This window comes from Paenibacillus allorhizoplanae (assembly GCF_927798215.1).
Lineage (GTDB): Bacteria > Bacillota > Bacilli > Paenibacillales > NBRC-103111 > Paenibacillus_E > Paenibacillus_E allorhizoplanae.
Genome location: NZ_CAKMMW010000002.1, coordinates 200940 through 224612 on the forward strand (window position 1 = coordinate 200940; position 23673 = coordinate 224612).

General features: G+C 43.6%; 23 protein-coding genes. 2 read left to right on the top strand and 21 right to left on the bottom strand.

What is annotated here, in order from left to right; translation table 11 throughout:
* Positions 1-6 precede the first annotated feature (6 nt).
* The 9 genes from L6I86_RS03455 to L6I86_RS03495 form a co-directional block, all read right to left on the bottom strand.
* Positions 7-1632, bottom strand: coding sequence for a response regulator (locus L6I86_RS03455; RefSeq protein WP_236284647.1), 1626 nt, complete (start codon positions 1630-1632; stop codon positions 7-9).
* Positions 1625-3469 carry a sensor histidine kinase gene (locus tag L6I86_RS03460; RefSeq protein ID WP_236284649.1) on the bottom strand — a complete coding sequence of 615 codons (1845 nt, stop codon included), beginning with the start codon at positions 3467-3469 and terminating at the stop codon, positions 1625-1627. Before L6I86_RS03460 ends, L6I86_RS03455 begins: the two co-directional genes overlap by 8 nt.
* Complete coding sequence (locus tag L6I86_RS03465; RefSeq protein WP_236284651.1) at positions 3411-4757, bottom strand: ABC transporter substrate-binding protein; 1347 nt, start codon at positions 4755-4757, stop codon at positions 3411-3413. The genes L6I86_RS03460 and L6I86_RS03465 overlap by 59 nt, the downstream gene beginning before the upstream one ends.
* A 266-nt stretch (positions 4758-5023) precedes the next feature.
* Positions 5024-6070, bottom strand: a complete 1047-nt coding sequence (locus L6I86_RS03470; RefSeq protein ID WP_236284653.1) for a glycoside hydrolase family 43 protein — start codon at positions 6068-6070, stop codon at positions 5024-5026.
* Positions 6071-6095: 25 nt separating this feature from the next.
* A complete protein-coding gene (locus L6I86_RS03475) occupies positions 6096-6926 on the bottom strand; it encodes a carbohydrate ABC transporter permease (RefSeq protein WP_236284655.1) in 831 nt (276 codons plus the stop codon).
* Between the two features lie 6 nt (positions 6927-6932).
* On the bottom strand, positions 6933-7829 hold the full coding sequence (locus tag L6I86_RS03480) for a carbohydrate ABC transporter permease (RefSeq protein ID WP_236284657.1): 897 nt from the start codon (positions 7827-7829) through the stop codon (positions 6933-6935).
* A 72-nt stretch (positions 7830-7901) separates the two neighbouring features.
* A complete protein-coding gene (locus tag L6I86_RS03485) occupies positions 7902-9230 on the bottom strand; it encodes an ABC transporter substrate-binding protein (RefSeq protein ID WP_236284660.1) in 1329 nt (442 codons plus the stop codon).
* Positions 9231-9666: 436 nt separating this feature from the next.
* Positions 9667-10260: an ankyrin repeat domain-containing protein gene (locus L6I86_RS03490; protein WP_236284662.1), complete on the bottom strand. Its 594-nt coding sequence runs from the start codon at positions 10258-10260 to the stop codon at positions 9667-9669.
* A 65-nt stretch (positions 10261-10325) separates the two neighbouring features.
* On the bottom strand, positions 10326-10970 hold the full coding sequence (locus L6I86_RS03495) for a formylglycine-generating enzyme family protein (RefSeq protein ID WP_236284664.1): 645 nt from the start codon (positions 10968-10970) through the stop codon (positions 10326-10328).
* A gap of 203 nt (positions 10971-11173) precedes the next feature.
* On the opposite strand from L6I86_RS03495, the gene L6I86_RS03500 reads away from it, so the two are divergent.
* Both L6I86_RS03500 and L6I86_RS03505 read left to right on the top strand, forming a co-directional pair.
* The gene (locus L6I86_RS03500; protein WP_236284665.1) at positions 11174-12922 is read left to right on the top strand and encodes an ABC transporter ATP-binding protein; all 1749 of its coding nucleotides are present in this window, start codon (positions 11174-11176) and stop codon (positions 12920-12922) included.
* Positions 12906-14756 (top strand): ABC transporter ATP-binding protein, encoded by a 1851-nt coding sequence (locus tag L6I86_RS03505; RefSeq protein WP_420851840.1) that lies wholly within the window; start codon positions 12906-12908, stop codon positions 14754-14756. The genes L6I86_RS03500 and L6I86_RS03505 overlap by 17 nt, the downstream gene beginning before the upstream one ends.
* 40 nt (positions 14757-14796) lie before the next feature.
* On the opposite strand, the gene L6I86_RS03510 is transcribed toward L6I86_RS03505, so the two are convergent.
* The 12 genes from L6I86_RS03510 to L6I86_RS03565 all read right to left on the bottom strand — a co-directional run bounded on the left by L6I86_RS03510 (position 14797) and on the right by L6I86_RS03565 (position 23661).
* Positions 14797-15393, bottom strand: a complete 597-nt coding sequence (locus L6I86_RS03510) for a hypothetical protein (RefSeq protein ID WP_236284666.1) — start codon at positions 15391-15393, stop codon at positions 14797-14799.
* Entirely contained in the window at positions 15386-15895 is a 510-nt protein-coding gene (locus L6I86_RS03515) for a GNAT family N-acetyltransferase (protein WP_236284667.1), read from the bottom strand. Before L6I86_RS03515 ends, L6I86_RS03510 begins: the two co-directional genes overlap by 8 nt.
* 31 nt (positions 15896-15926) lie before the next feature.
* Positions 15927-16301, bottom strand: a complete 375-nt coding sequence (locus L6I86_RS03520) for a VOC family protein (RefSeq protein WP_236284668.1) — start codon at positions 16299-16301, stop codon at positions 15927-15929.
* A 31-nt stretch (positions 16302-16332) separates the two neighbouring features.
* Positions 16333-17064 (bottom strand): class I SAM-dependent methyltransferase, encoded by a 732-nt coding sequence (locus tag L6I86_RS03525; protein WP_236284669.1) that lies wholly within the window; start codon positions 17062-17064, stop codon positions 16333-16335.
* 31 nt (positions 17065-17095) lie between these two features.
* Positions 17096-18016: an NAD(P)/FAD-dependent oxidoreductase gene (locus tag L6I86_RS03530; RefSeq protein ID WP_236284670.1), complete on the bottom strand. Its 921-nt coding sequence runs from the start codon at positions 18014-18016 to the stop codon at positions 17096-17098.
* Positions 18017-18093: 77 nt separating this feature from the next.
* Positions 18094-18492 carry an RrF2 family transcriptional regulator gene (locus tag L6I86_RS03535; protein ID WP_056621370.1) on the bottom strand — a complete coding sequence of 133 codons (399 nt, stop codon included), beginning with the start codon at positions 18490-18492 and terminating at the stop codon, positions 18094-18096.
* Between the two features lie 119 nt (positions 18493-18611).
* Positions 18612-20285, bottom strand: a complete 1674-nt coding sequence (locus L6I86_RS03540; protein WP_236284671.1) for an alpha/beta fold hydrolase — start codon at positions 20283-20285, stop codon at positions 18612-18614.
* Between the two features lie 392 nt (positions 20286-20677).
* Positions 20678-21127, bottom strand: coding sequence for a hypothetical protein (locus L6I86_RS03545; protein ID WP_236284673.1), 450 nt, complete (start codon positions 21125-21127; stop codon positions 20678-20680).
* A gap of 24 nt (positions 21128-21151) precedes the next feature.
* The gene (locus L6I86_RS03550) at positions 21152-22324 is read right to left on the bottom strand and encodes an alanyl-tRNA editing protein (protein ID WP_236284675.1); all 1173 of its coding nucleotides are present in this window, start codon (positions 22322-22324) and stop codon (positions 21152-21154) included.
* 31 nt (positions 22325-22355) lie between these two features.
* Positions 22356-22937 carry a YdeI/OmpD-associated family protein gene (locus tag L6I86_RS03555; protein ID WP_236284677.1) on the bottom strand — a complete coding sequence of 194 codons (582 nt, stop codon included), beginning with the start codon at positions 22935-22937 and terminating at the stop codon, positions 22356-22358.
* Between the two features lie 77 nt (positions 22938-23014).
* On the bottom strand, positions 23015-23212 hold the full coding sequence (locus L6I86_RS03560) for a hypothetical protein (protein WP_236284679.1): 198 nt from the start codon (positions 23210-23212) through the stop codon (positions 23015-23017).
* Positions 23212-23661: an NUDIX hydrolase gene (locus tag L6I86_RS03565; protein ID WP_236284680.1), complete on the bottom strand. Its 450-nt coding sequence runs from the start codon at positions 23659-23661 to the stop codon at positions 23212-23214. Before L6I86_RS03565 ends, L6I86_RS03560 begins: the two co-directional genes overlap by 1 nt.
* Positions 23662-23673: the final 12 nt, after the last annotated feature.

Genomic DNA, 23673 nt, shown 5'->3' on the forward strand with positions numbered 1-23673 from the left:
TCAAGTTTACTTAACCTTGAACGGCTCTGTCCCCGCAATACTCTTCCCCTCACGGAACTCGGACGGGGTCCGATTCGTGATCGTTTTGAACACACGATTGAAATGTCTAATATTCGTAAATCCAGTAGAATCCGAGATGACTTGAATCTTTTCATCGGAATAAAGTAAAAGTGACTTCGCCTTCTCAATCCGTTTCTCCGTTAGGAAATCTATGAAGGATTGGCCTTGTTTGCTTTTGAACAAAGAACTGAGATAGGACGGACTGAGATAAACGATTTCTGCCATCGTATTTAACGTGATAGATTCCGCATAATGCTCCTCAACGTAACGAACCACAATTTCGACAGGACTGGTTACCATCTTCTTCTGACGGTTCCCGATACAGACGGTTAGATCACCCAGAAGCTTCTGACAGCGCTCTATCAACTCTTTGCTGGAAGAATAGGAGTAAATATCCACCAAAACCTGCTTCACATCCGTGTTCTGCAGCCATTGCTTCACAACGGCCAAATTCACGGCCAACTCGTAGAAATGCAGCAGCATTTTGCAAATTTGTTGGTGTATAATCTCAGGATCCTTCCACTGCTGACATAGCTTCGTTACATAAAGACTGGCTTGCTGCTGCACATTTGCTAAGTCGCCCTCTTGGACGAACTGATTCAAGGAATGCCAATCGGCAGCGTGCCAATCGAGCTTTTCCATTTTCATCTCGGCAACAATCTCGTTGGATAGCAACCGATCTCCGCCAATCACTAATCGATAAAGTAGCGCTAATCCAGCCTCTTTATAGGATTTGGAAATCGATTCCAAGTCTTTCGCCGGACTACCTAACCCGAAGGTAAGGGTAAAATTGGATTGCACCCGAATTTCCTTCCGAATCCGATTCGTCAGCTTTTCCATATCTGCATGGATAGAAGAAACATTCTCATGGTTTATTAAAGCAACAATTTCCGTCTCGTGATGTATGAACACATAACCTTTGAAGCTTTCATCAAGACTCTCCTGTATAAATTGCTGAATATAGATCGAAAACAAAGATGGATTCAACTGATAATAACGCTCATCCGTTACCGAATCCCGATCCAGCTTGGCTATTAGACAACTAATATTGGCATGCGGAAGCTGAATGCCCACATTATCTAGCAGTTCTGCCTCTCCATGGTGAACATTTCCCGTGATAAGACTCGCCAACACATGCTGGCGCATTTGATTCTGAACTTGTTGATCCATGCCACTCGATTTATTCGGTCTTTTTTCCGTTAACCATTCTTCCTGCAGCTTTGTAAGCAACGCATATAGCTCTTCCCGCTGAAAAGGTTTCATTAGGTAATCCTTAGCACCCAGTCGCAACGATTCACGTGCATATTGAAAATCGTTATAACCGCTCATCACCACACAAGAAATATGCGGATAACGCTCTTTTACAATATATTGGAGCTGAATTCCATCGATCCTTGGCATTTTGATATCCGTAATGATCAAGTCAGGCTGCAGATCTTCAATCTTATCTAACGCATCTGCACCATCCGTTGCTTCATCAATGACGTTCCACTCACTTTGCATGTCCGTAATCATCAAACGTATCCCTTTGCGGAAAATCGTTTCATCGTCCACGATCAAAATACTAGGCATCTATAATCCTCCCATCGTGATGACTTTCGATCAGCGGTAACGTTAATGTAATCGTCGTTCCTTGCTTCAAATTGCTCTCAATTGTTACGCCATACTGATTCCCATAACGCAGGGCAATTCTACGATGTACATTCATTAAACCAGTACCGCCCGTGCCCTCTTCCGTTGTTGTCATTTGGAACTTCCGATCGAGTAAGCTTTGTAAATGCGCAGCGCTCATACCAGCGCCGTCATCTTGAATTTGGATCAACATATGGTTATCTTGCTTCTTCCCGATCAGACTAATGGTGCCATAGCCATTTCCTTTATCAATGCCATGTACTATAGCGTTCTCCACGATTGGCTGTAAAATAAAGCGAATAACCGAATAGCCCAGCAACTCTGGTTCTATGCGAACATGAAACTTAATTTTATCCTCAAATCGAATTTGTTGAATGGCCATATAGCCCGTCACATGCTCGATTTCCATATGGAGAGGAACTTGGCTCTGATGACTATTAATACTGTAACGTAAAAGTTTACTAAGATGATTTGTCATTTTCACAACTTCTTTATTGCCTTGAATTTCAGCATACATGCTAATAGAACCTAACGTGTTGTATAAAAAATGAGGATTTATTTGGCTCTGAAGTGCCGATATTTGGGCATTTTTCTCCCTGATCTCCGACTCATATAGGCGATAACCCAGATCACTGAGCTTGGAAACCATGATATTGAAAGATTGACTTAGCTGACCAATTTCATCACGACTATGAATCGGAATCGATACGGCTAAATCACCTACGACAACTTTCTTCATGAGATTCCGTAATTCACTGATCGGATTCGTGATCCGAAGGGCAAATAAAGTAAAGATTATGATTGCTAATAGCAAACATGCCGCACCAATGCCAATAATATAATTCCTCACATAAACCGTGTCTTGAAACAAAACCGCAAGCGGAACCATCTCGATCATCGTCCAACCCGTTAAAGGTGACGTATAGTAGGAAACCAGCTCAGAATCGTTATCTTGTTTATAGACGACAGTCCCAATACCTTTAAATTGCTTGATTTGATCCGCATCGGGGCCACTAACCATGCTTTTATAAATCATCGAACCTTCATTATCCACGATCATGATGTTCTTCTTATCATTGGAGATCGCTTCAATCTTATTGCGAATGATATTTTTGTCTACATCAAGGACGAGGAAAGCGAGATCAGCTCCCGTATCCACACTTCGTATTTTTCTGGCAAACGAATACACTTGATTCAGCGTACCCATCCCCTGTTTATTAAATGTACCGAGATAAACCATCTTCCCAGTCTGTGATACCTTGCTGTACCAAACTTCATTCTTCACATCGCGCGTCATATAATTGGCTTGTTCTTCCGACATTGCTGTGTACGTATTCCCGCCTCTAGTACGAAAAAGAGTCAGACCGGAAATATCCACTCTTCCATTGGCAAATACACGCTTTGCAAAATCTTCAATCGTTACACGATCGTTAAACGAGAGATTAGCACTCGTCTGCTCACCAACCTCCAAATATTTCATGATTTGTGGAGATTGATAAGGTAATAATGTCAACAAATTAAGCTCATTTAAGTACGTATCGATATTGGCAGTCAGTTCTTTCACCACGTCCATCTGATATTTCCCTGTATTTTTCTGAATGGATTCCGAATAGCTCGTAAACGTTAAATAACTGGCAATACCCAGGGGTACCGCTATAAAAACAGCACTCAACGCAATCAACTTCATCGCGATTGGCAAATCTTTGAGTAACTGCAGCTTATTTTGCAATCGTATTTTGCTGGATTTGAAGATTCGTGTTAATGATCTTTTGCGCATTTTGCAGCACCTCTTGTGGCGTGATTTGACCTGCCATCATCTTCTCAAACTCACGCACAATCTCATCGTTAATCGTTCCTTGCCGCGGTTGATTTGGGAAATATTTCACATCATCGGCTGCACTGGCATAGTCCGGACGGTATTTCAGCTTTTGAAACTCCTCGGAAGCAACAGCATTCTTCACTGCCGGGATATGCCCTGCCTTCGCCCAGCTAGCCCCATGAGCAGCTACCCAATTCGCAAATTTAAGCGCAGCGAGTTGTTTTTGTTTATCAGGCTTTTCATGATAGGGAAGCGAAAAGGTATGAGAATCACCCCACGACGCAGGATGATCGTAGATTTGTGGAATTTTGGTCACGCCGAAATGCAAATCTGACGCTTGCTCGAACGTTCCTGTTCCCCATACACCTGAAATTAACGTCGCTGCCGTGCCTTTCACAAAGCTTTGAATCTGATCATTAATATTCGGCAAAATGAGCTTCTTCGTGTATAGCGAATTGACGAATTCCAAAGATTTCAGAGCAGATGGATTGTCAATCGCTGCCTCTTTTCCATCGTCGGTGTAGAATCGTCCGCCATCCTGGTTCATTTGATTATAGAAGGAGTACCAGATCCAGAATGAATCGATTCGTACATTGGGTTCAGCAAGCGGCGTAACATTCGACGGCACACTAGCACGTATTTTCTCCAGAAATTCTAAGTACCCTGCTTCACCGCTCGCCATAATCGGCTTTTCTTTCTCGTCCAAAAGGCCCGCAAGCCTCAGCCAATCCTTGTTGTAATACATGACTTCCAAGTGCGTATCCAGCGGGATACCCAGGTGCTTATTGTCAGCTAAGGTACTTTGTAGAATCGTCTGGTTAAAATCATCCCAATGGACGCCAGCTTCAATCGCAAGCGCATTCAAATCTGTCAGGAACCCAGCAGGTGCGTACTGCGAATACTTGGCCGAGTGAACGATTGCGATATCCGGCGCCTCTTCGGTAACAATGGCCGTGGACAACTTTGTATAATAATCACCTGAGTTATTGTTAATTTGCTCTATTTTCACATGATCTTTGTTCTCATTATTGTATTGCTGAATGAGCTCCGCCATAAATTGCCCATCCCCACCGCTAAACGGCGTCCAAAAGGTAATCCTTAGCTTACTCGCCGTAGGCTCATCGAACGTGGGGTCTTTCTTTGAGTCACAACCTACCGTGCACGTGCTCAACAGGAGAAGAAAACATGTCGCTTTCGCTGCTTGATTACCTAGTCGTTGTCTTCCGCTCAGATGAATCGCCTCCATGCCTTCAAACTATGCCTTCATTATACAAACTTAAGCTGTGGCAAGCCAATGACCTATTTCCGTTAGTCATGGACATATTTTTGGATTTCTAGACAAAAAGAAGCTGAAATGCCCGGAAAGGGGATTTCAGCTTCTTTTCTGCGGGAGTTTTCGCTCGCGTGGTACACGTGTGGCGATTACGGATTTTCGAGCTCTGCAAGTCGATAAAATCGACTTCTGCGGGAGTTCTCGCTCGCGCGGGGACGATAACGCCCCCTCACCTCATTTTACTCCCCACCAGGCACCGGAATCGGGACGCCCTCCGCAATCGGTGTACCGAAATTCGGCGTACCATCCTTATTCCACTGGAAAGGCTGCATACGCACGTTGCGATTCCAGCCTGAGCCTTGTGTTTTGGCCGCGTGGTACAGGATCCAGTCCTCTTTGCCATCGACCGACTTCGTAAATGAGTTATGCCCTGGTCCAAATACTTGATCCGTTTTAGAAAAAACTGCCTTCTCCCCCTTCTTCCAAGAAGCTGGATTCAGCACATCACTGCTCATCGCCGTACTCAGGATGCCAAGACAATAGTCATCGGTCCAGCTGCCGCTAGCCGAATAGATCACATGAATGCGATCGCCATGCAGCAAGACCTGCGGTCCCTCATTGATCGTGGGATTCCCGACTAATTCCCAATCGTAGGTGGGACGTGAAATTTCAACAGGCTTTCCACTAATCGTGTACGGATTGCTCATTGGCGCAATGTAGAGATGCTGGCTTACATTGACAGCGCCTTCCCATCCCGACCAAATGAAATAGAGCGATCCATCCTTCTTCTGCAGCGTAGTCCCGTCAATTGCCCAGCGGCCAGCTGTGTCCATCATCCCTTTATCAACGTAAGCACCTAGTGGATCGTCCGACACGGATTCAAGCACGAACATACGATGATTCTCATTCTGGCCGTCATCAGCGGCATAGTAGATGTACCATTTTCCAGCTATAAAATGTAATTCAGGCGCCCAAATGTTAGATGTATTCGGACCTGATGTTGGCGGGAACCAGACGTCTTTATACTCAGCATCTGCTAATCCTGTCAGTGTCTTTGATTTCCATACGCGGATGGAATTTCCGGTTGTATGCGTGTAATAGTAGGTACCATCTTTGGTCGTGACCCAAGGATCTGCCCCATTATCGATAATCGGATTGGTAAATGTTTTCGCATCTTTCGCCAGAGAAACGACGATTTCAGTTTCTTTCACTTTGTTCTCTGCAACTCCCTTCGTACACCCTGCTAGGATCATCAAACTCAAACATACTATGCTTAATTTCCACATCAAAAGCCTCACCTCTACCTATCCCCTATTGCTTGACCCCTGTTGCAGTAATCGATTGAATGAACTGTCTTTGACCAATGAGGAAAATAATCAATGTCGGTATTGTAGATAACGTCGCAAGTGCCATTAATTTGCCATAGGATTGCACGAAACTACCAGTCGCCATAACCGCCACACCAGCCGTTAACGTACGCATTTCGAGATCCGTCACAGTAAAGAAAGGCCATACATAGTCATTGAATACACCCATAAAGGTGAAAATCGCTAACGTTGTTACAATTGAGATGGATGATGGCATCAAGACAGACGTAAATACCTGCCATTTATTGGCCCCATCAATCCGTGCTGCTTCTATAATCTCATTTGGGAATGATTGGAAAAATTGAATTAACATAAAAACACCGAGCGCCCCACCTGAGTATGGCAAAATAAGCACATAATACGTATTAATCAGATTGAAATTACTGAAATTCAAATATTGAGGAAGAAAGGAAATAATGCCCGGCACCATCATCGATCCAACGAATATGGCGAATATCGTTCTTTTAAAAGGAATATCTAACTTCGCTAACGCGTAGGCAGCCATCGCATCCAATATAATCACTAGGAATGTCGCAGCAAAACCTACGAAAAAAGAGTTAAACATCCATCGGAAAATCGGAACCTCAACAGCGCCACCAACAAAAATAGTATGGAAATTATCCCATGTAAACTCTTGTGGAAATAAATGAAATACAGGTGACATGACCTCTACATCCGTCTTGAACGAATTGGAAAACATCCATAATATCGGCAAAATGAAAATGATCCCTAATATGGAAGCAAGCAGCACATAAAAGATTTTCAGTGATTTCAACGTCCTCTACTCCTTCCTGCTCGTGACTTTGAATTGGATAACAGACACAATCATTATCGTTAAACCCATAAGAATAGCCATTGCGGAAGCGGAACCGATTTCTCTAGCCGTGTAGGCCGTTTGCAAAATCCCCATCAACAGCACCTTCGTTTCATCCCCTGCATTACTCATCAGATTCGGCTGGGCAAAGATGTTATACGAGGCGATCGTCGACGTAATCAATACAAAAATCAAGACTGGTCTAATAAATGGAAGTGTAATACTCTTCAGTCTGTCCCAACCATTGGCACCATCAATTTTGGCTGCTTCATAGAGATCCTCAGGGACACCATTCAGGGCATTCACGAAGATGATCATATTGAAGCCAATCGTCCACCAAAGTGTTGCGATAACTAGTGCAAACCACACGAAAGGCGTATCCAACAGCCAAGGAACTGGATCGAACTCACGAATGCCAACTTTGGCAAGGAGTAGATTGATGAATCCGCCTGTGACGTCGAACATCCGCTTCCAAATAACCGCCATGACCGTAGCAGATACAGCATAGGGGATGAAATAGATCGATCGGAAGAAGGATCGTAATTTCGCTGGAAGTGCATTCAATAATAAGGCAAATCCGAGTCCAACTATGACTAAAAAAGGAACGGAAAACACGACGAATTTCAAGGTAGCTTTCATTCCAATGAAAAATAAGTCATTTTCTTGGGTTCCGTTCGTAAATATTTTCCGGTAATTGTCTAAACCCACGAACGGATGCACAGGATCTAGCAGGTTGTACTGCTTCAAGCTAATGATGAACCCGTAAATGATGGGGATCAATGTAAAGGCTAAGAAAGCAATAAGGTAAGGTAATATAAATAAGCTTGAAGTCAGCTTCGATTTCCAATGTGATGGGGTAGGCACTTGATTCCCTCCTCTTCTTTAAAAGGGAAGACGGGTACTGGGTACCCGCCTTTCCATGTTGTTTCGCTATGGTTACTTCTTCATGGCTGCAGTTGATTTAGCAGCTGCATCATCTAGCGCAGCTTTTGGATCTTTTTTACCTTGAAGAGCATTAGCAAGCTCGCTCCAGATACTGTCAGAAATCGGACCCCAATTTAATACTTTTGGTGCAAATTTCACATACTCAAATTCTTTCGCTACTTCGGTTTGTTGCTGCGTCATGGCTTGGAAAGCTGCGCTATCACGAACGACTTTGGATGCTACAGCTTGACCGGACTCTGCCCAATCAATGGAATTCGCATTCACATATTTCAGGAAATCACCAACACCTGCAAGAATCGCTGCATCTGTTGTTCCTTTTGGAATAACGAAGTTATGAGATCCGCCGAATACGGCTTGTTTTACTGTACCAAGCTGTGGAACCGGAGCTACCCCATAATTAATTTTCGCTTTATCGAAGGCATCCTTCGACCATGGACCATTAAAGTGCATCGCACTTTTCCCTTGTTGGAACAGGTTGAAATCGCCATCTGCTGCAACGGTTGGAGGGGAAACCTTCATCGTTGTTAAGCTTCTCATAAAGGTAACCGCTTCTACACCTGCAGGTGAGTTGTAAGCAATGTTACCTTTATCGTCTAAGAAATCGCCGCCGTTCTGGAATAATACCGTCGGGAACAAGAAGTTTTGGATCCAGAAGGTTGGCATTGCTGCTCCCCAAATACCTTTGGAAGCATCGGTTAACTTGACTGCTGCATCGACGAACTCTTGACGATTCGTTGGTACTTTCGTAATACCGGCTGCTTTAAACAAATCTTTATTGTAATACATGACTAGAGGATGAATATCAAGCGGAATGCTGTACCAATTATTGTCCTTCGTCGAGTATTCCACCGTTGCTGGTGGGAAGTTGCTTTTCTCAACGCCCACAGCTTTAGCAATGGCATCGAGCGGTTGCAGCTGATCCTTGGCAATGTACGTCGGTGTTTGGTCAAGATGCATGATCGCAACATCCGGTACACCTTTTTTCGTAGCGATGGCTGTATCCAGCAGCTTATAGTAGTCACCATTCGGTTGAATTGTCATTTTTACCGTATATTTATCTTGCGATTTATTATAGTTATCTACGATTTTCTTCATAAAAGGGCCATCATTACCTGAGAAAGGGTTCCAAAAGTTAACGGTAACTTTCTCTCCACTTTTTGCTGGCTCAGGCGCTTTCGTTGCCGCTGCCGCTTGTGTTGCTGCTGGAGAAACCGCAGCCGGGGAAGTTTCTGCCGTTTTCGTAGACGAACATCCTGCCAAAACCAAAGCCATCGACAAACTTGCTGCACCCATCATCTGTAAGCTTTTCATTTTTCTCATCGTCTTTTTAACTCCCTTCAATTTTAAACACACAATTTACACTTGCTTATCCAGCTGAGTTTGTGTCAAAATTGTAGTGAGCTGTGAATTTCAACTGAAATTCATTCTCACTACCGAGAGCGATTCTAAGGAGTTCCCACGCCAATGGACCTTAGATCGCTCTTTCCTTTGCTTGCCATCCCCGTACCTGTATCTTTAGGTTTCTCCAATTGCCAATTCGGATACTGTGCCCTCCTTCGCTCGTCTAAGTTAACCACAATTTAACTATAAGGTTTTCGAGAAAACGTTACCATGACGATATTCATGAACCATTGGACATATTTTCAGGTATACGTATAGACAATAATGCGAACAAAAAAACAGCGACCGACTAGGACTCGAAAAAAAAGTACTAGACTGCTGCCGTTTGATCATACCCGTTTGTTCCTGTTCCGTATTATTGCGCTCCTGCATGCTTTAGTATTTGTTCAATTTCTGTAAAGCCATTTCGCTTAGCATGTTGAAGTGGCGTAACGCCATCCCGATCCGCAATATTTACATTCGCACCATGGTCTAGCAGCAGTCGGGTAATTTGCTGATGCTTTGGTCCGCCTTTGCTCAAAATGGTCACTTCAAGTAAGGCAGTCCAACCTAGGTTATTAATGTGGTTGACATCCACATCTGTCGTTGAAAGCAACACGTTTACGTTTTCAACATGACCTTTTTCTGCTGCTGGTATGAGGGCATTCCCACCGTAACGGTTAGTCAGTTTCGTGTCGGCACCAGCTTCTATAAGCAGCTTCAATATTTCAAGACGTCCTTCAGCCCCAGCATAAAGAAATGGATTATCCTGCTTATCATCTTTCAAATTGATATCTGCTCCAGCTTCAATCAAAATCTTTACGATCTTGGGATTGTTGGCATGCGTTGCCGCCATGATAGCCGTTCTACCTCTGTTGTCTCGCTCATTTAATTCGAACCCATGTTCTACAAGTCGTTCTAATTCTGCGATATCATTCCGCTCAACCGCAGCAATCAACGCTTGACTCATGATACTCACAACCTTTCCTTTTCGATTTTATATGATTATTTATCCACTGTGACATAGTGACTTCGTTATAAAGATTTTGCAAGTCGGAATCCAAGATCATCTATGCAAAATGTTGGATGACTACGACGACGACAGGTTGCCCCGCAACCCCGTTCCTCTTCAGCCCAGCTGCCACCACGAAAAATGCGATAGGTGCCGTAAACTTTTTCATCATACACATCCCAACACCATTCCCAAACATTTCCCAACATATCGTATAACCCCCATGGATTCGGTTCCCTTGTTCCTACTTCATGGACGTTGCCCCCTGAATTACCTGCAAACCAGGCAATCTTATTAATCTCTCCGTACGTATAGCCTGTCGTCCCAGCTTTACATGCATATTGCCATTCAGCTTCAGTAGGAAGTCTATATCCGTTTGATTCCCAATCACAACTAACTTGTTCGCCATCAGAACTGACGGAGTAACAAGGCTTCAGTCCCTTTTTCTGTGAAAGTAAGTTACAGAAGGATATAGCCTCATGCCAAGAAACATTAACAATCGGCCTAAGATTCGCGCCACTTGTTGGGGGGAATTGCTCAGTAATCGCATCGTATTGACCTACAGTTACAGGATACCGAGCAAGAAGGAACGGTCGTATTTCAGCTGTCCATTTGATTTTCCTTCTATCGTCTCTTAATTCGACTTCTCCCGCTGGTATTTCAGCCATCTCCAATTTCTACACCTCACTATCATAATAGCGTACTAGAATTAACTATATTTTATCTAAAATTACCGCATGATACCAATCCTATCTCTGATTTATCATGTGGCTATTGCAATCCTTATATTGCACGTGAAATGGCTTACGTTATAAAATGGCTATTAACTAAGGATGAACTATGGACTGCGGGAAGAGGAGTGTGTGCATCAATGATTTTCATGAAAAAATATATCAGGAAGCACTGGAAATTGTTTCTAGTGGCTGTTTTTTTCGTCATGCTGGAAGCGCTTGCGGATTTAATGCAACCAACCATCATGTCTCACATTTTGGACGTTGGCGTTGCGGAGAAACGGCTTGATTATGTGCTTCGCATGGGTGGCTTGATGCTCCTTATCACAGCGTTTGGTGCCGTCGCAGCTTCTACTCGGAATATTGTCGCCAGCCATGTTTCACAGAAATTCGGTACCGAGCTTAGAGCGGATTTATTTGAAAAGATACAATCCCTTTCTTTCACCAATATCGAGCGATTCGAACGCGCCTCCTTAATTACACGATTAACGAATGATGTGACGCTGGTGCAAAATTTTGTGAATGGTCTCATGCGTATTTTTGTTAAAGCACCCATCTTATGTATTGGAAGTCTAATTATGGCTATAAGGCTGAATATGCATCTGGCAGTTGTATTACTTATCGTGGTTCCGCTCGTTGGCGTGCTCGTGGCTCTGAATTTGAAGGTGGGTTTTGCCAGGTATGTTAACGTTCAGAAAGCACTGGATAATGTCAACCGTGTGATAAGGGAATATTTGTCCGGTATACGTGTCGTGAAAGCATTTAATCGGTTTGATCATGAAGCCGGGAAGTTTCAGAAAGCCAATATCGATTATCAGGACAAGTCGATTCAGGTCACAAGACTACTCGCGATCTTTAACCCCTCTATCCTGCTCACTGTCAATTTTGGTATTGTTGCCGTGCTTTGGCTAGGTGCTTGGCGGGTTAATCAGCATCAAATGCAAGTTGGTCATATCGTAGCGTTCGTCAATTACATGACGCAAATTTTGTTTGCCTTGCTGACGATTTCGATGGTATTTAATATGTTCGTTCGGGCCAAAGCCTCAGCTACACGGATCGGTGAAGTGTTCAATCAGATCAATGAAATGACTTGGAACGATACCGCTGCCCTTCCCATTCAATGCCCTGGAGGCCGAATCGATTTTACGGATGTGTCATTTGCTTATGACGGAGCTGTCGGTGAACCTATTCTGAAACATATTAACTTGACATGCCTCCCTGGCGAAACGGTTGGTATCATCGGCTCCACGGGATCTGGAAAAAGCAGTCTTGTGAGTCTTGTTCCCCGCTTCTATGATCCGAGCTCAGGCTCGATCCGTGTGGATGGTGTAAATATACGCGAATTGGAACCTTCCAAGCTCCGAGATCGTATTGCCATTGTGCCTCAGAACACCATTCTATTTAGCGGCACAATTGAAGAGAATTTGCGTTGGGGCCATGAAAATGCTACACACGAAGAGGTTGAGCAAGCCGCGATCATGGCAGAAGCGCATGGCTTCGTTGCAGCATTCCCTGAAGGCTATGAAACTAGGCTGGGTCAAAAGGGTGTGAACTTATCCGGCGGACAGAAGCAGCGGCTATCCATAGCTCGCGCACTTATTCGTAAACCTGACATTCTGATTCTCGATGATTGTACAAGCGCATTAGATACCGCAACAGAGACGAAAATCAAACAATCGCTCAAGGAATTTGCCTCAGGCGTTACTTGTTTGATTATTGCACAGCGAATTACCTCCGTTATGGATGCGGATAAGATCGTCGTAATGGATGATGGTGAAATCGTTGGCATCGGTACACATGAGATGTTAATGACCAGTTGCCGTATCTATATGGAAATATGTCACTCCCAATTCGGAAAGGAGCTGCCACATCATGTCAAAGCCGAATGATAGTTCGCGACAACAAGCACCCGACGTCCCGATGATCACTGGACCACTGGGTCGCGGTGGACGTGCTCCTGCCGTGAAGCCCAAAAATTTTAAAAACACCTTACGCCGCCTCTGGTCCTATATGGGTACTGAACGAAAGTGGTTGACCATCGTCTTTCTGTTTATTCTAGCAGATGCTGCCCTAACCTTAGCTGGCCCCTATCTCATTGGTGTCGCCGTTGATGCCATGGCTGGAGGAGTCGTTGATTATAGCGTTCTTGACGTAGTGATGATTGTTCTGATTGCCACTTACATTGCTGATGGCGGCCTTACCTTTATGCAGAGCTGGGTTATGGCTGGACTCGCACAACGTGTCGTGCGGAGACTTCGCCAAACCATGTTTGCAAAGCTGCAGAAGCTGCCCCTTGCTTATTTCGACGGACGCAGCCATGGTGATGTCATGAGCCGACTGTCGAACGATATCGACAATGTCAGCAACTCAATCTCGCAAGCAACCACACAGTTGATGACAGGCTCTATTGCAATTGTTGGTTCTTTTATCATGATGCTAATTTTAAGCCCAACCTTGACGCTTGCTACGCTCATTACAGTTCCACTTGTGTTCTTGCTGGCCAAAACAATTACCAAACGTACCAGCGTGTTATTCAAAGAGCAACAGTCACAGCTTGGCAAGCTGAACGGCCATATTGAAGAAACGATTTCCGGCCTACTTGTCGTTAAAGCATTTAATCGTGAGCAGAAAGCGATCCATGAGTTCAACAACGTAAATGGTCGATTGTATGAGGTTGGATTAAAAGCGCAAATTTGGTCTGGATTTCTGATGCCTATCCTAGGTGTCATCAACAATATTGGCTTCTCTTCCGTAGCCATCGTCGGTGGTATTTTGGCCGTAAAAGGTCATATTACGGTCGGAGTCATTGCAAGCTTCCTAAGCTATTCGCGCCAGTTCGTGAGACCACTAAATGAGATTGCGAACACTTATAATGTGCTGCAATCCGGTGTAGCAGGAGCAGAACGTGCATTTGAAGTTTTGGATGAGGCGGAAGAAACGGAGGATGAACCAGGAGCCATCGATCTGGAGAAACCAATTGGTCACGTTACCTTCCAAGACGTTACTTTCGGTTATCGGTCGGATCGACCGATTATTAAAGAGGTCAGCTTCGAGACAACGGCAGGTAGCAGCTTAGCGCTCGTTGGACCCACAGGAGCAGGCAAAACGACAATCGTGAATCTTGTAACTCGCTTCTATGATGCAACAAGCGGTACGATCTTAATTGACGGTCGGGATATCAAATCCTATACCCGAAGCAGTCTTCGCCGCAGTTTTGGCATCGTTCTGCAGGATACGTATTTATTCTCCGGCACGATTAAGGAGAACATCAAGTACGGCAACCCTGAGGCAACGGATGTGGAGGTGATTGCAGCAGCTAAACTGGCAAATGCCGACACTTTCATTAATCGACTGCCTAAGCGCTATGATACGCCGCTCTCTGAGAATGGCGGGAACTTAAGCCAAGGTCAGCGACAATTGCTTGCGATAGCTCGCGTTATTTTAGCCGACCCTTCTATTCTTATCCTGGATGAGGCAACTAGCAGCATTGATACACGGACAGAGCTTCATATTCAGGAAGCACTTCTCTCCATCATGAAGGGGCGCACGAGCTTCATTATTGCACACAGACTGAACACGATCCGGAATGCGGATACGATTATGGTTATCGATCAAGGTGAGATCGCCGAACAAGGCAATCACAACGCGTTAATGAGCCACAAAGGAACGTATTCTCGGATGTTTTCTAATCAATTCGCTCCTTCTAGCCCTACGTCAGAATAATTAGCACGAAAAGGCTGTCTCGAAAGAGACAGCCTTTTGATTAAAGAGAACTAGGATACGCTATTTGCGGATAAATGTTCAAAATGGGCTGCTTCCAAAACTCAGCATTCCCCGTTTCATACAAGGTTTTTCCATTTTTATTCGATGCCTGAATCGTAATTGGACTCTTCAAACTGCTCTCGGCTAAGAAATACCATATGGCATTCTCACCCTTTTTAATTATATGTGCTGGCTGACTATCTTCACTTATTAAAAGTATCTGAGTGATTTCCGGGTTTTCAACAACCCCATACAATAGATGAATGTCGGTTTCTTGACTTTCTGATCCTTGCCAGCTTAATTCTCGACCAACAAACATTGAACTTCTATTGATATACGCACCCCAGGAGTATCCATGAAGTTTCTTCTTAAGTAAAACTACACATAGTTCTGACTTATTCGTCGTATAAAAAGCTAAAGTTCGCTTCCTATCGGCATGTATATGTAGAAGTTCTTTGAAATCGGAATCTTTAGCCGTAATGACATGCTCAATTTGATCGTACAAAGATTTATTTTGTTCGAATAACCATTTCAAAGGAAAGAAGGCAATGAGAAGCAATAACACAATGATTGAAATCATCGCTTTATTCCTATTCATTCAATCTCCTAACCATCAAATCCTCATCATAATACTGACCATTATATTTCAGTGCGTTACGCTCCACCCCATAAACCTCAAATCCAAGGGAGGTATATAGTTTTTTCGCTGCTTCATTATGTGACATAACAGCTAAGTTGATTTGCTCAACGCCTTCGCATTCACTAGCTCTCCGAATAAGCTCAATCAGCAGCTTTTTCCCCAAACCTTGACCTCGCTGATTCAAAGCAACAAACATCGCATAAACATTGCCTTTATGTGCTGTCTTCAGACTGCTCTCTCTTACAAAAGAGATGGATCCAACAAGCGATCCCTGTTCATCCAATGCCCCAAGTACAAACTTACCGCTTGTTGGCTTAATACGATCAGCAACCATTTCCAATGTAAAATGAACTTCTCGCTCATACGTGGAGCCAAATGCTTCTGGACTGATTTGCAGCGCACTTAATCTTAATTCTTGATATATCTTGGCATCACGTTCATCCAAAACTCGAATATACAACGACTTCTCCTCCTCATCTTATTTGGTGATGTTATTCAGTAAAATGCCAGAGAACACCCGCGGGGTCAATCAGATGAATGGCTCGTTTTCCATAAGGTTGCATCTTAGGCGCGGTAGCTCGAATTTGATATTTATTGACGACCTCCGTATTTTGGATATGAGTCCACCACACGTCTATGTCCTGTACACACAATTCCAGCATATAATTTTGTTGTAATTCTACGTTATGATAATTTTGTAAATGAAATTCCATTTCGTCAACTTTGAAAATGACACCCTGATGATTTGCGAATATTTGTTCAAATCCGAGATCCGTATAAAACTGCACAGCAAGAGGGAAATCCTCCCCTGACGGAACAAAAGGGCGTAATTTTTGAGCGCGCATGTAGTTAACTCCTTTTTCCATTTCATTGAATTCATCATTATTTAGATCTCAACTACACATCACATTCGATGTCCAAGCCATCAGTTCCTCCTGCATGACACATCCAACCCCCGAAAAGTCCTGTTACAAAGAACTTCGTTATATGGGTAAAGCCGGATTCTCGCAATAATCCTTCGATCTGCTTTTCAGGCAAGAAGGATATTTTCATAATACCTGTATTCACCATTTCGTTGACTACGGCTGGCGGTTTCCCAGCATCCAACCAAAAACTCCTCCAAACATTCAACCTGTCCTTTAGTTCAGTAGCATCGCGATCCCCATACGCACTTACAAGCACAAATGGAGCTCCTGGTTTCATATGTGCATGAATGCTTCTGAGCAGCTCCAGCTTCTCCTGCACATTGTCAATGAAATGCAGAACCAATATGCAGCTTGCCGCATCAAAGGCCTCGTCTGCGATTGGCAAATCGTTGATCGTTCCATGGATGAGATTTACGCGATGGGACATGCCCAGTTGGTTCGTTTTGTGTTGGGCAATTTTAAGCATTTCTTCTGAAATGTCCACGCCTGTGAAGGTCCATTCAGGGTTAGCTGGTCCCCATGTGGATAGTTCTTTCCCCCCTCCTGCTCCGATGACTAGCACCGAAGCGTCTTCACCGCTTATTTCTGTACGGAAATAGGATTGAACCATCCCGAATAACGCGTCATACGTAGGTATTGAGATACGAGCGTTTGTTTCATATGTCTGAGCCATTTCCGTATTATAGGTAAATTTATCCTTCATTTGGGCAATCTCCATTCTTTCATTTCCAATCTTACTGCAAACTCGCCTTTTGCCAATTCGCCATGAGCAGTTCACCATTTATGGACATACCAGCTATCGCGCCTAAGGAGGCAGCCATAATGGCTTGATACATCTCAGATGCCGCATCTCCAGCACTATATATGCCTGGAACATTCGTTTTACCGAATTGATCTACCACAACCGTTCTCGCTTCCGTCATCTCACAGCCTATTGTTTGCGGCAGATCTGATCCAATCACTAATTTCGGGCCAAAGAAAATCCCCGTACACGGGAGTCGGGTTCCGTCCTCTAGTTCCACATGTTGAACGTAGCCCTCATTGGATACAATGGAGCGTATAGGCGAATCATATATCGGTACGTTATGTTGCTTAAGTTCTTCTTTTTCAGCATCTGACAACTCATCAGGTCCGTTCGTGCATATCGTGAATCGGCTCGTCCAACCAGAAATCATCTTCGCAAGATGAAGCGCCTTGGCTCCATTCACAATGAGCACCAGTGGCTGATCTCTTAATTCCCAACCATCACAATACGGGCATACAAAAGCGCTCTTACCATATACCTCGGCTAAACCGTTAATATCCAATGGTATGTCTTTTTTACCTATTGCAAAAAGAACCTTCTTACCTTCATAATGCTCTCCCTGAGCTGTCGTGATTTGAAAATCGCCATCACTTCCTGTTATCGACACTGCCGCATCAGACACATGATTCACAGTTGGATAAACACGAATCTGTTCCAAAGCAATCCGCCGAAACTCACTTGGCTTTATACCGTCTCGTGACAGAAAACCATGCGTTTCTTGCGTAACCCGATTACGAGGTCGCCCCTCATCAATCAGAAGTACATTCTTTCTTGCTCTTCCTAAAACTAAAGCTGCGTTAAGACCTGCAGGTCCTCCACCGATAATTAAACAATCATAAATCATGTTCATCTTCCTTTCGTTTATGAATTATTAGAGACTTAATAGACTCCTAATATCTACAATAGACCTAAAAAAAATGACGGAACTTATTCCGCCTTATGCATTCCCACCAAATCTGCGATTTTCTTACTTGCCAGATACTGTTCCAACTGTTGTTCCGCATCCATCACAACCTGCTGTATCTGACAGCCGTTTCCATGATTAAAGCTGCATTCGAACAAAGAAGCGGTACCTTCAATTGCCCGAATAATATCGAGAAAGGAGATGTCCTGCTGATTACGCTTGATGCGATACCCACCGTTAGCTCCGGAAGAAGAATGGATTAGGCCCGCTTTGACAAGCTTCGTCATTAACTTAGATAAATAAGTCTGTGAAACAGTTAGCTTCTCAGAAAGCAATTGCACACCAACAGGTTTATCAGGGTCAGAGTTTACCAGATAGAGCATCGCATGAAGGGCATAATCAGTCGCTTGTGAATATTTCATTTTCATGCCCCCATTAAAGACTTTATGAGTCTATTATAGCGTTGATCTAAATGAAATTCAAGCAAGGCAATGAATCCAGGTGATTTACTTGTTAGTACTCCTTTTACTTTTCTGCAAACTTATTTGTTTTTAACCCAATTGCCGATGTCATTGATGACTTCCGACGGGATGTTACCCTGCTTAAAATACTCCTGAGGCGTGCTCATGGCTCCTTCGCCTTCGGTATAGAAGTGATTGAGTTTTGGGTACAGGAGATAAGTAACGTCTTTCCGATCTTTCAAATTGTTCTTCCAGATATCAAGCTGTTCCGGCATGACTTGGTAATCGCGCCCTCCCTGTAGGACGAGCATTTTCCCTGTCTGAGTCTTCGCCTTTTCAGCGGGTTCATAACCGCGTAGGTCCATAAACCAATTTCCGAGTGAATATTCTTTCGGAGGGTTGGCGGTGGACAAGTTAGGGTCCTTCAAGATGGCAAACTGCTTTTTATAAAAGTCCAACGATTGGGGAGGCATCTGTTTCAGATCTACGAGATAAGAAAATTGCTTTTCCAATAAGTCGAAAAAGGAGCCGCCTGGCGCTGACATTAGCACAGTTCCTGCAATTTGCTTATCTATATCCGCTTCTACAAGACGCGGCATCATGAAACCTCCTTGGCTATGTCCAAGTACATAAATCTGTCTAGGATCGATGCCTTCGGTGTTTCTCATTTGTTTGACGGCGGTAAGCGCATCGTCGAGCGCTTCTTCTTTCATCGTCATATTTGGCAAAAGACTGAGCTGCGCCGGATATTCAAGGCTGCGTTTTTCATAACGTAGAACGGCAATACCTTGTGAAGCCAGGCCTACTGCTAGATCGCTGAACGGCTTCAGCGCGCCAAGCCACTCGTCGCGGTCATTCGGCCCCGATCCGTGTACGAGCACAACTACAGGATGTGGACCTTTTCCTGTCGGCAGCGTCAGTGTGCCAGGTAAAGCCCAGCGACCTTCACCGATCATCACTTCCTTTTCGTTATATGTTTCCGAATTCGCATAGCTCGGCAGTTTGTAACCTTCTAGCTTCATTGCTGCGGAAGAATCGAGCAAAAAGTCATCGATCTCTCCTCCATGATTAAATCTGAGGACGAAAGGTATTTCGCTTTTTTCAAAAGTGAGAGTGAGCCTCACATTTTCGTGTACAATGGTTTTGTCGGACGTGAGTTTGGCTACACCTTTATAACTTCCAAGTTGACCTGTTACGTTTCCGAAAAATTGTTTGATACTCTCCGCCGTTGCAACTGACCCCAGATTGGCGCTAAAATACTGTGTCGAACTGTTTGGCGATGAGCCCAATGCGGAGGCAATAAAAGCTGTCGCTTTGCCTGTGAGATCCGTTTTATCAAAGATGATAGCTTGGGCTTGGTCGTCCCAACCGATTGTGGTACCGAGTGCTTCATTGAGAGCACGAAGCGCAAAAATGGTGTGTTCTTCTACGAGCTGCGTCGCCGACGGCAATGTAATCACCTTACCGTCGATTACAGCTTCATTGCTCCCGATTTTCAAGGATAATGCATGTCCGAGATATTTGATACTTACAGACGAACTGGTTTCGTCCCACAACACTTCTCCACCAAGTGTTTCGACAACTGCACGTAAGGGTACGTTTTGCGCTGAACGGTCAGCAGCAATTTGGACATGTGAAGCAGGAGTAACCACCAGCGTCTTACTGGCTGCAGCAGTTGAGACGGTCGGGAGACTGACGGTTAAGGCCAGCATAGCTGAGATCACTTTTAAGGGAATTGTAGCATTCGTTTTCAAAAGTATGTGCCTCCAATATGAGAAATTTTCACAATATTAATAGACAAAGCATTTCGAAAGTATCTTCAAATTCAATATAATTAAATCGGTTTGGATCCATTTGACGTGTAATTTTACACATCAGCAATACATCCCAATGCTCAAACTTTGTTGTTCACCTCTTTATCTTTATATATTTAGAAAATTATCTAATAATTAAAATATATCATTTTTTCAAACATTATTCAAGTTGCAAAATGACTATATATAGGCAACTTTACAGGAGCAGTTCGGTGATCTGATATAGTAGGAGGGCTGATAAATCGCGATTTATTAATTATAGAACATTAGTTCGCATATATCGAATATCAAAAACAAAGTTTAAGATAGCCTTCTTCAAAAGAACTGATCGATTAAACCTCTATAACAAAGAAATACATGGAACTTCCTTTGCTCCAATTTGCGGAAATCCCGTATATGTACACACCTTTTTCTTTAGGTACCGTTAAAATTTGATTCTTCAGTTGGACAGTTTCAGATGTCCTATCGTTATTTTTCCATAACTGAGCACCCAATGAATTTTTCTTAGGTTTCTTTCTAAATTTGATCGTTATTTGGGATTCTGGTGAGACCACAACGGGATTAAGACCCGCATATTTAATAAGCTCAGGAGGAGCAACCATATCCGAGCACTTTCCACTAAATAAACCTGACCAACAATAAGAACCTTGCGCGAAAGCAATTTTCTTATCGCCAGCCGTAATAGTCGGTTTAGGTGGTTCGGTTCTAAAGAGTTCAGAAATAAAATAAACCCCAATTAATATTACAGCTGCTGCGAAAAAAATGGTTAATCGTTTCTTCATTAAAATCCCTCCAAACGATCTTCCTTAGTTCCCTTTCAACTGCGCTATCGCAAACTTATAAAAGGCCAAAGCATCCTCTCCACTGGAGAACCCCGCTTGGGCTAACTTATCACTGCCGCCGCCTTTGCCGTTGTAGCTTCCTAGATGAGCTTTGAAAAAGGCTCCGCATGCTTGTGCATATTGGCCATTGTGTGCAAGAACGACTTTATTCTCAGAAGTACTAATAAACAAGATTGGCAAATCGGTCTTCGAGGCAACCTTCGTTGCTAAATTCTGCATGTCCTTCAATGATTTATCGTCGAACTGGTGTGCAATAACGTCCTTACTTTCTACCAACAACTCCTGCGCCAAGTACTCATCTAGTTTCTCTTTAAGACCAGCTAAATCTGTTTGAACAAGTTTATGTTCCTGCTCCCACTTCTCAATGCGATCTATGATTTCATCCTTGCCCGTATTAAATTTACCAGACAATGCCCCTAGAATTCTCACATTCTCGTTAAATTCAGCCAACGCACGAAAGCCGCATAAGAAATATATCCGGGTGTTCCCCTTTTGCTTCTCTGTTTTCAAAAGCTTAATGATCCCGATTTCACCTGTTGACGAAACATGTGTACCTCCACAAGCGTTATACTCCACGCCTTTGATTTCAACAATCCGAATGTCTTTCGTCACCTTTGGCTGTTTAACAAGTGGCAGCTGCGCTAGCTCCTCAGGTGTTACGAAATAGCTGCTGATCGCCCGATTCTCGTAAATCTTACAATTCACCGCAATCTCAATCGCAGCTAACTTACTAGGTTCAAGATCCAGCGTCTCTACATCGATTGTGCAATAATCTGTACCCAAATGAAAACTCACTGTGTTAGCCTCATATAAATCTCGGCATACGGCCGAAAGTAAATGCTGACCACTATGCTGCTGCATATGATCGAATCGAAGCTGCCATTCCAGCTTGCAGTTTGCCTGCGTTCCTTCCGGCATCCGTTCCAGCTTATGTAGCACTTCGTCCTCTTCAAGAAGAACATCCGACACAGGAATACCGTTTATTTCACCGGCATCACAAGGTTGTCCACCGCCATGCGGATAAAATGCAGTCTCCTCCAAGAGGACATAATAACCATCTTCTCTTTCAATCTTTTGGCTTATTGTTGTTTGCCATTCTTTCAAATAGGCATTCTCATAATAGAGTTTTTTCGTCATGATGTTCGTTTTCCTCTCCGATTATTAGTATCTAAGGATAAATCTTCTCCCCATTTTCAAGCATCAAAATAAACTCCTGAATCCGCTTCACACGCGTTTCTTGAATCTTGGCTGTATGAATTCGGAACGTGATGGCATATTTATTTTGACGATCCAGCGTATCATAGAAGGCTTTCGCCTCGCTATTCTTCTCCAATTGCAAAGCAAAATCCTCTGGGATCGTGGCATGACTCTGCGGTTCATATGCTTTCTCCCACTGTCCATTCTTCTTGGCAGCCTCTATCGCCTTCATTCCAGAAGGCTTCATACGCCCATTAGCAATCAGAGTCTCTGCTTTATCTTTATTTACTTTGGACCAGATGCTTCTAACACCCCGAGGCGTAAAACGTTGAAGCCACATCTGCTCGTCCGCTTTTTCTTTCTGGCTATCAATCCACCCATAACACAACGCGCTCTCGAGAGCCTGATCGTAAGAAACCGTTTTGATACGAGCACCTTTTTTTGCGATTTGCAATCGGATCCCAGGAGAAGTGTTATGATTTATCGCAAGCCACTGTTCAAAAGCAAGTTGATCTTCGAAATGCAGCTGTTGTAATTCGTTTTTACTATTCAAAAGTTTCGCCCCCTAGTTGTTCTAACATGACCTCGGTCCACAAGGATCGTATCGACAATTTCCATGTCGGTATTCTGTTAAGTTTTTCTTTTCATAAACACGCCACATACATACACCCCAACAAAATAAATTGGAAATAGAATAAACCCTAATCCTGTAATCGCTAAAATTTGATACATTTTATTCTCATCAACATCGTTATATTTGTTAAAACCATAGAACATCCAAATCAGCCAAAAGGTCACCAACACATAACCAAATCTATACGCTTTCATTATACCTTCATCTCATCCTCTTCACCTAGGAATCCCAAAATTTCAAGCGCCATTTTCAAAATCCCGCGATTATTCTCGTATCCATTCAAATTGTGTTCGGCCCAGGCATCAGCCGCTCCATGCCACTTTACTCCCCGAATTTCCTCCGTTTGAGCTTTGAGCTCATCGCTGAGCGCTTCGACTAAATAATAATGAGTTTCCTTCTCCACTTGGCCATGTTCCGTGTGCTCAAACTGATAATAATTGATGATCAGTGGCTGAATGATCTTGCCATCAATATTGGTTTCTTCTTTTATTTCCCGAAGCGCCGCTTGCTCTATCGTCTCCCCAGCCTCCATGCGACCTTTCGCAAAAGCCAGCTTCCGATAGCGATCCTCGATTAGTAAAATGTGAACATCATCGCCTATTTGTCGGTAAACGACACCGCCTGCTGAGATTTCTTTTTTCATATGTTCACTTAC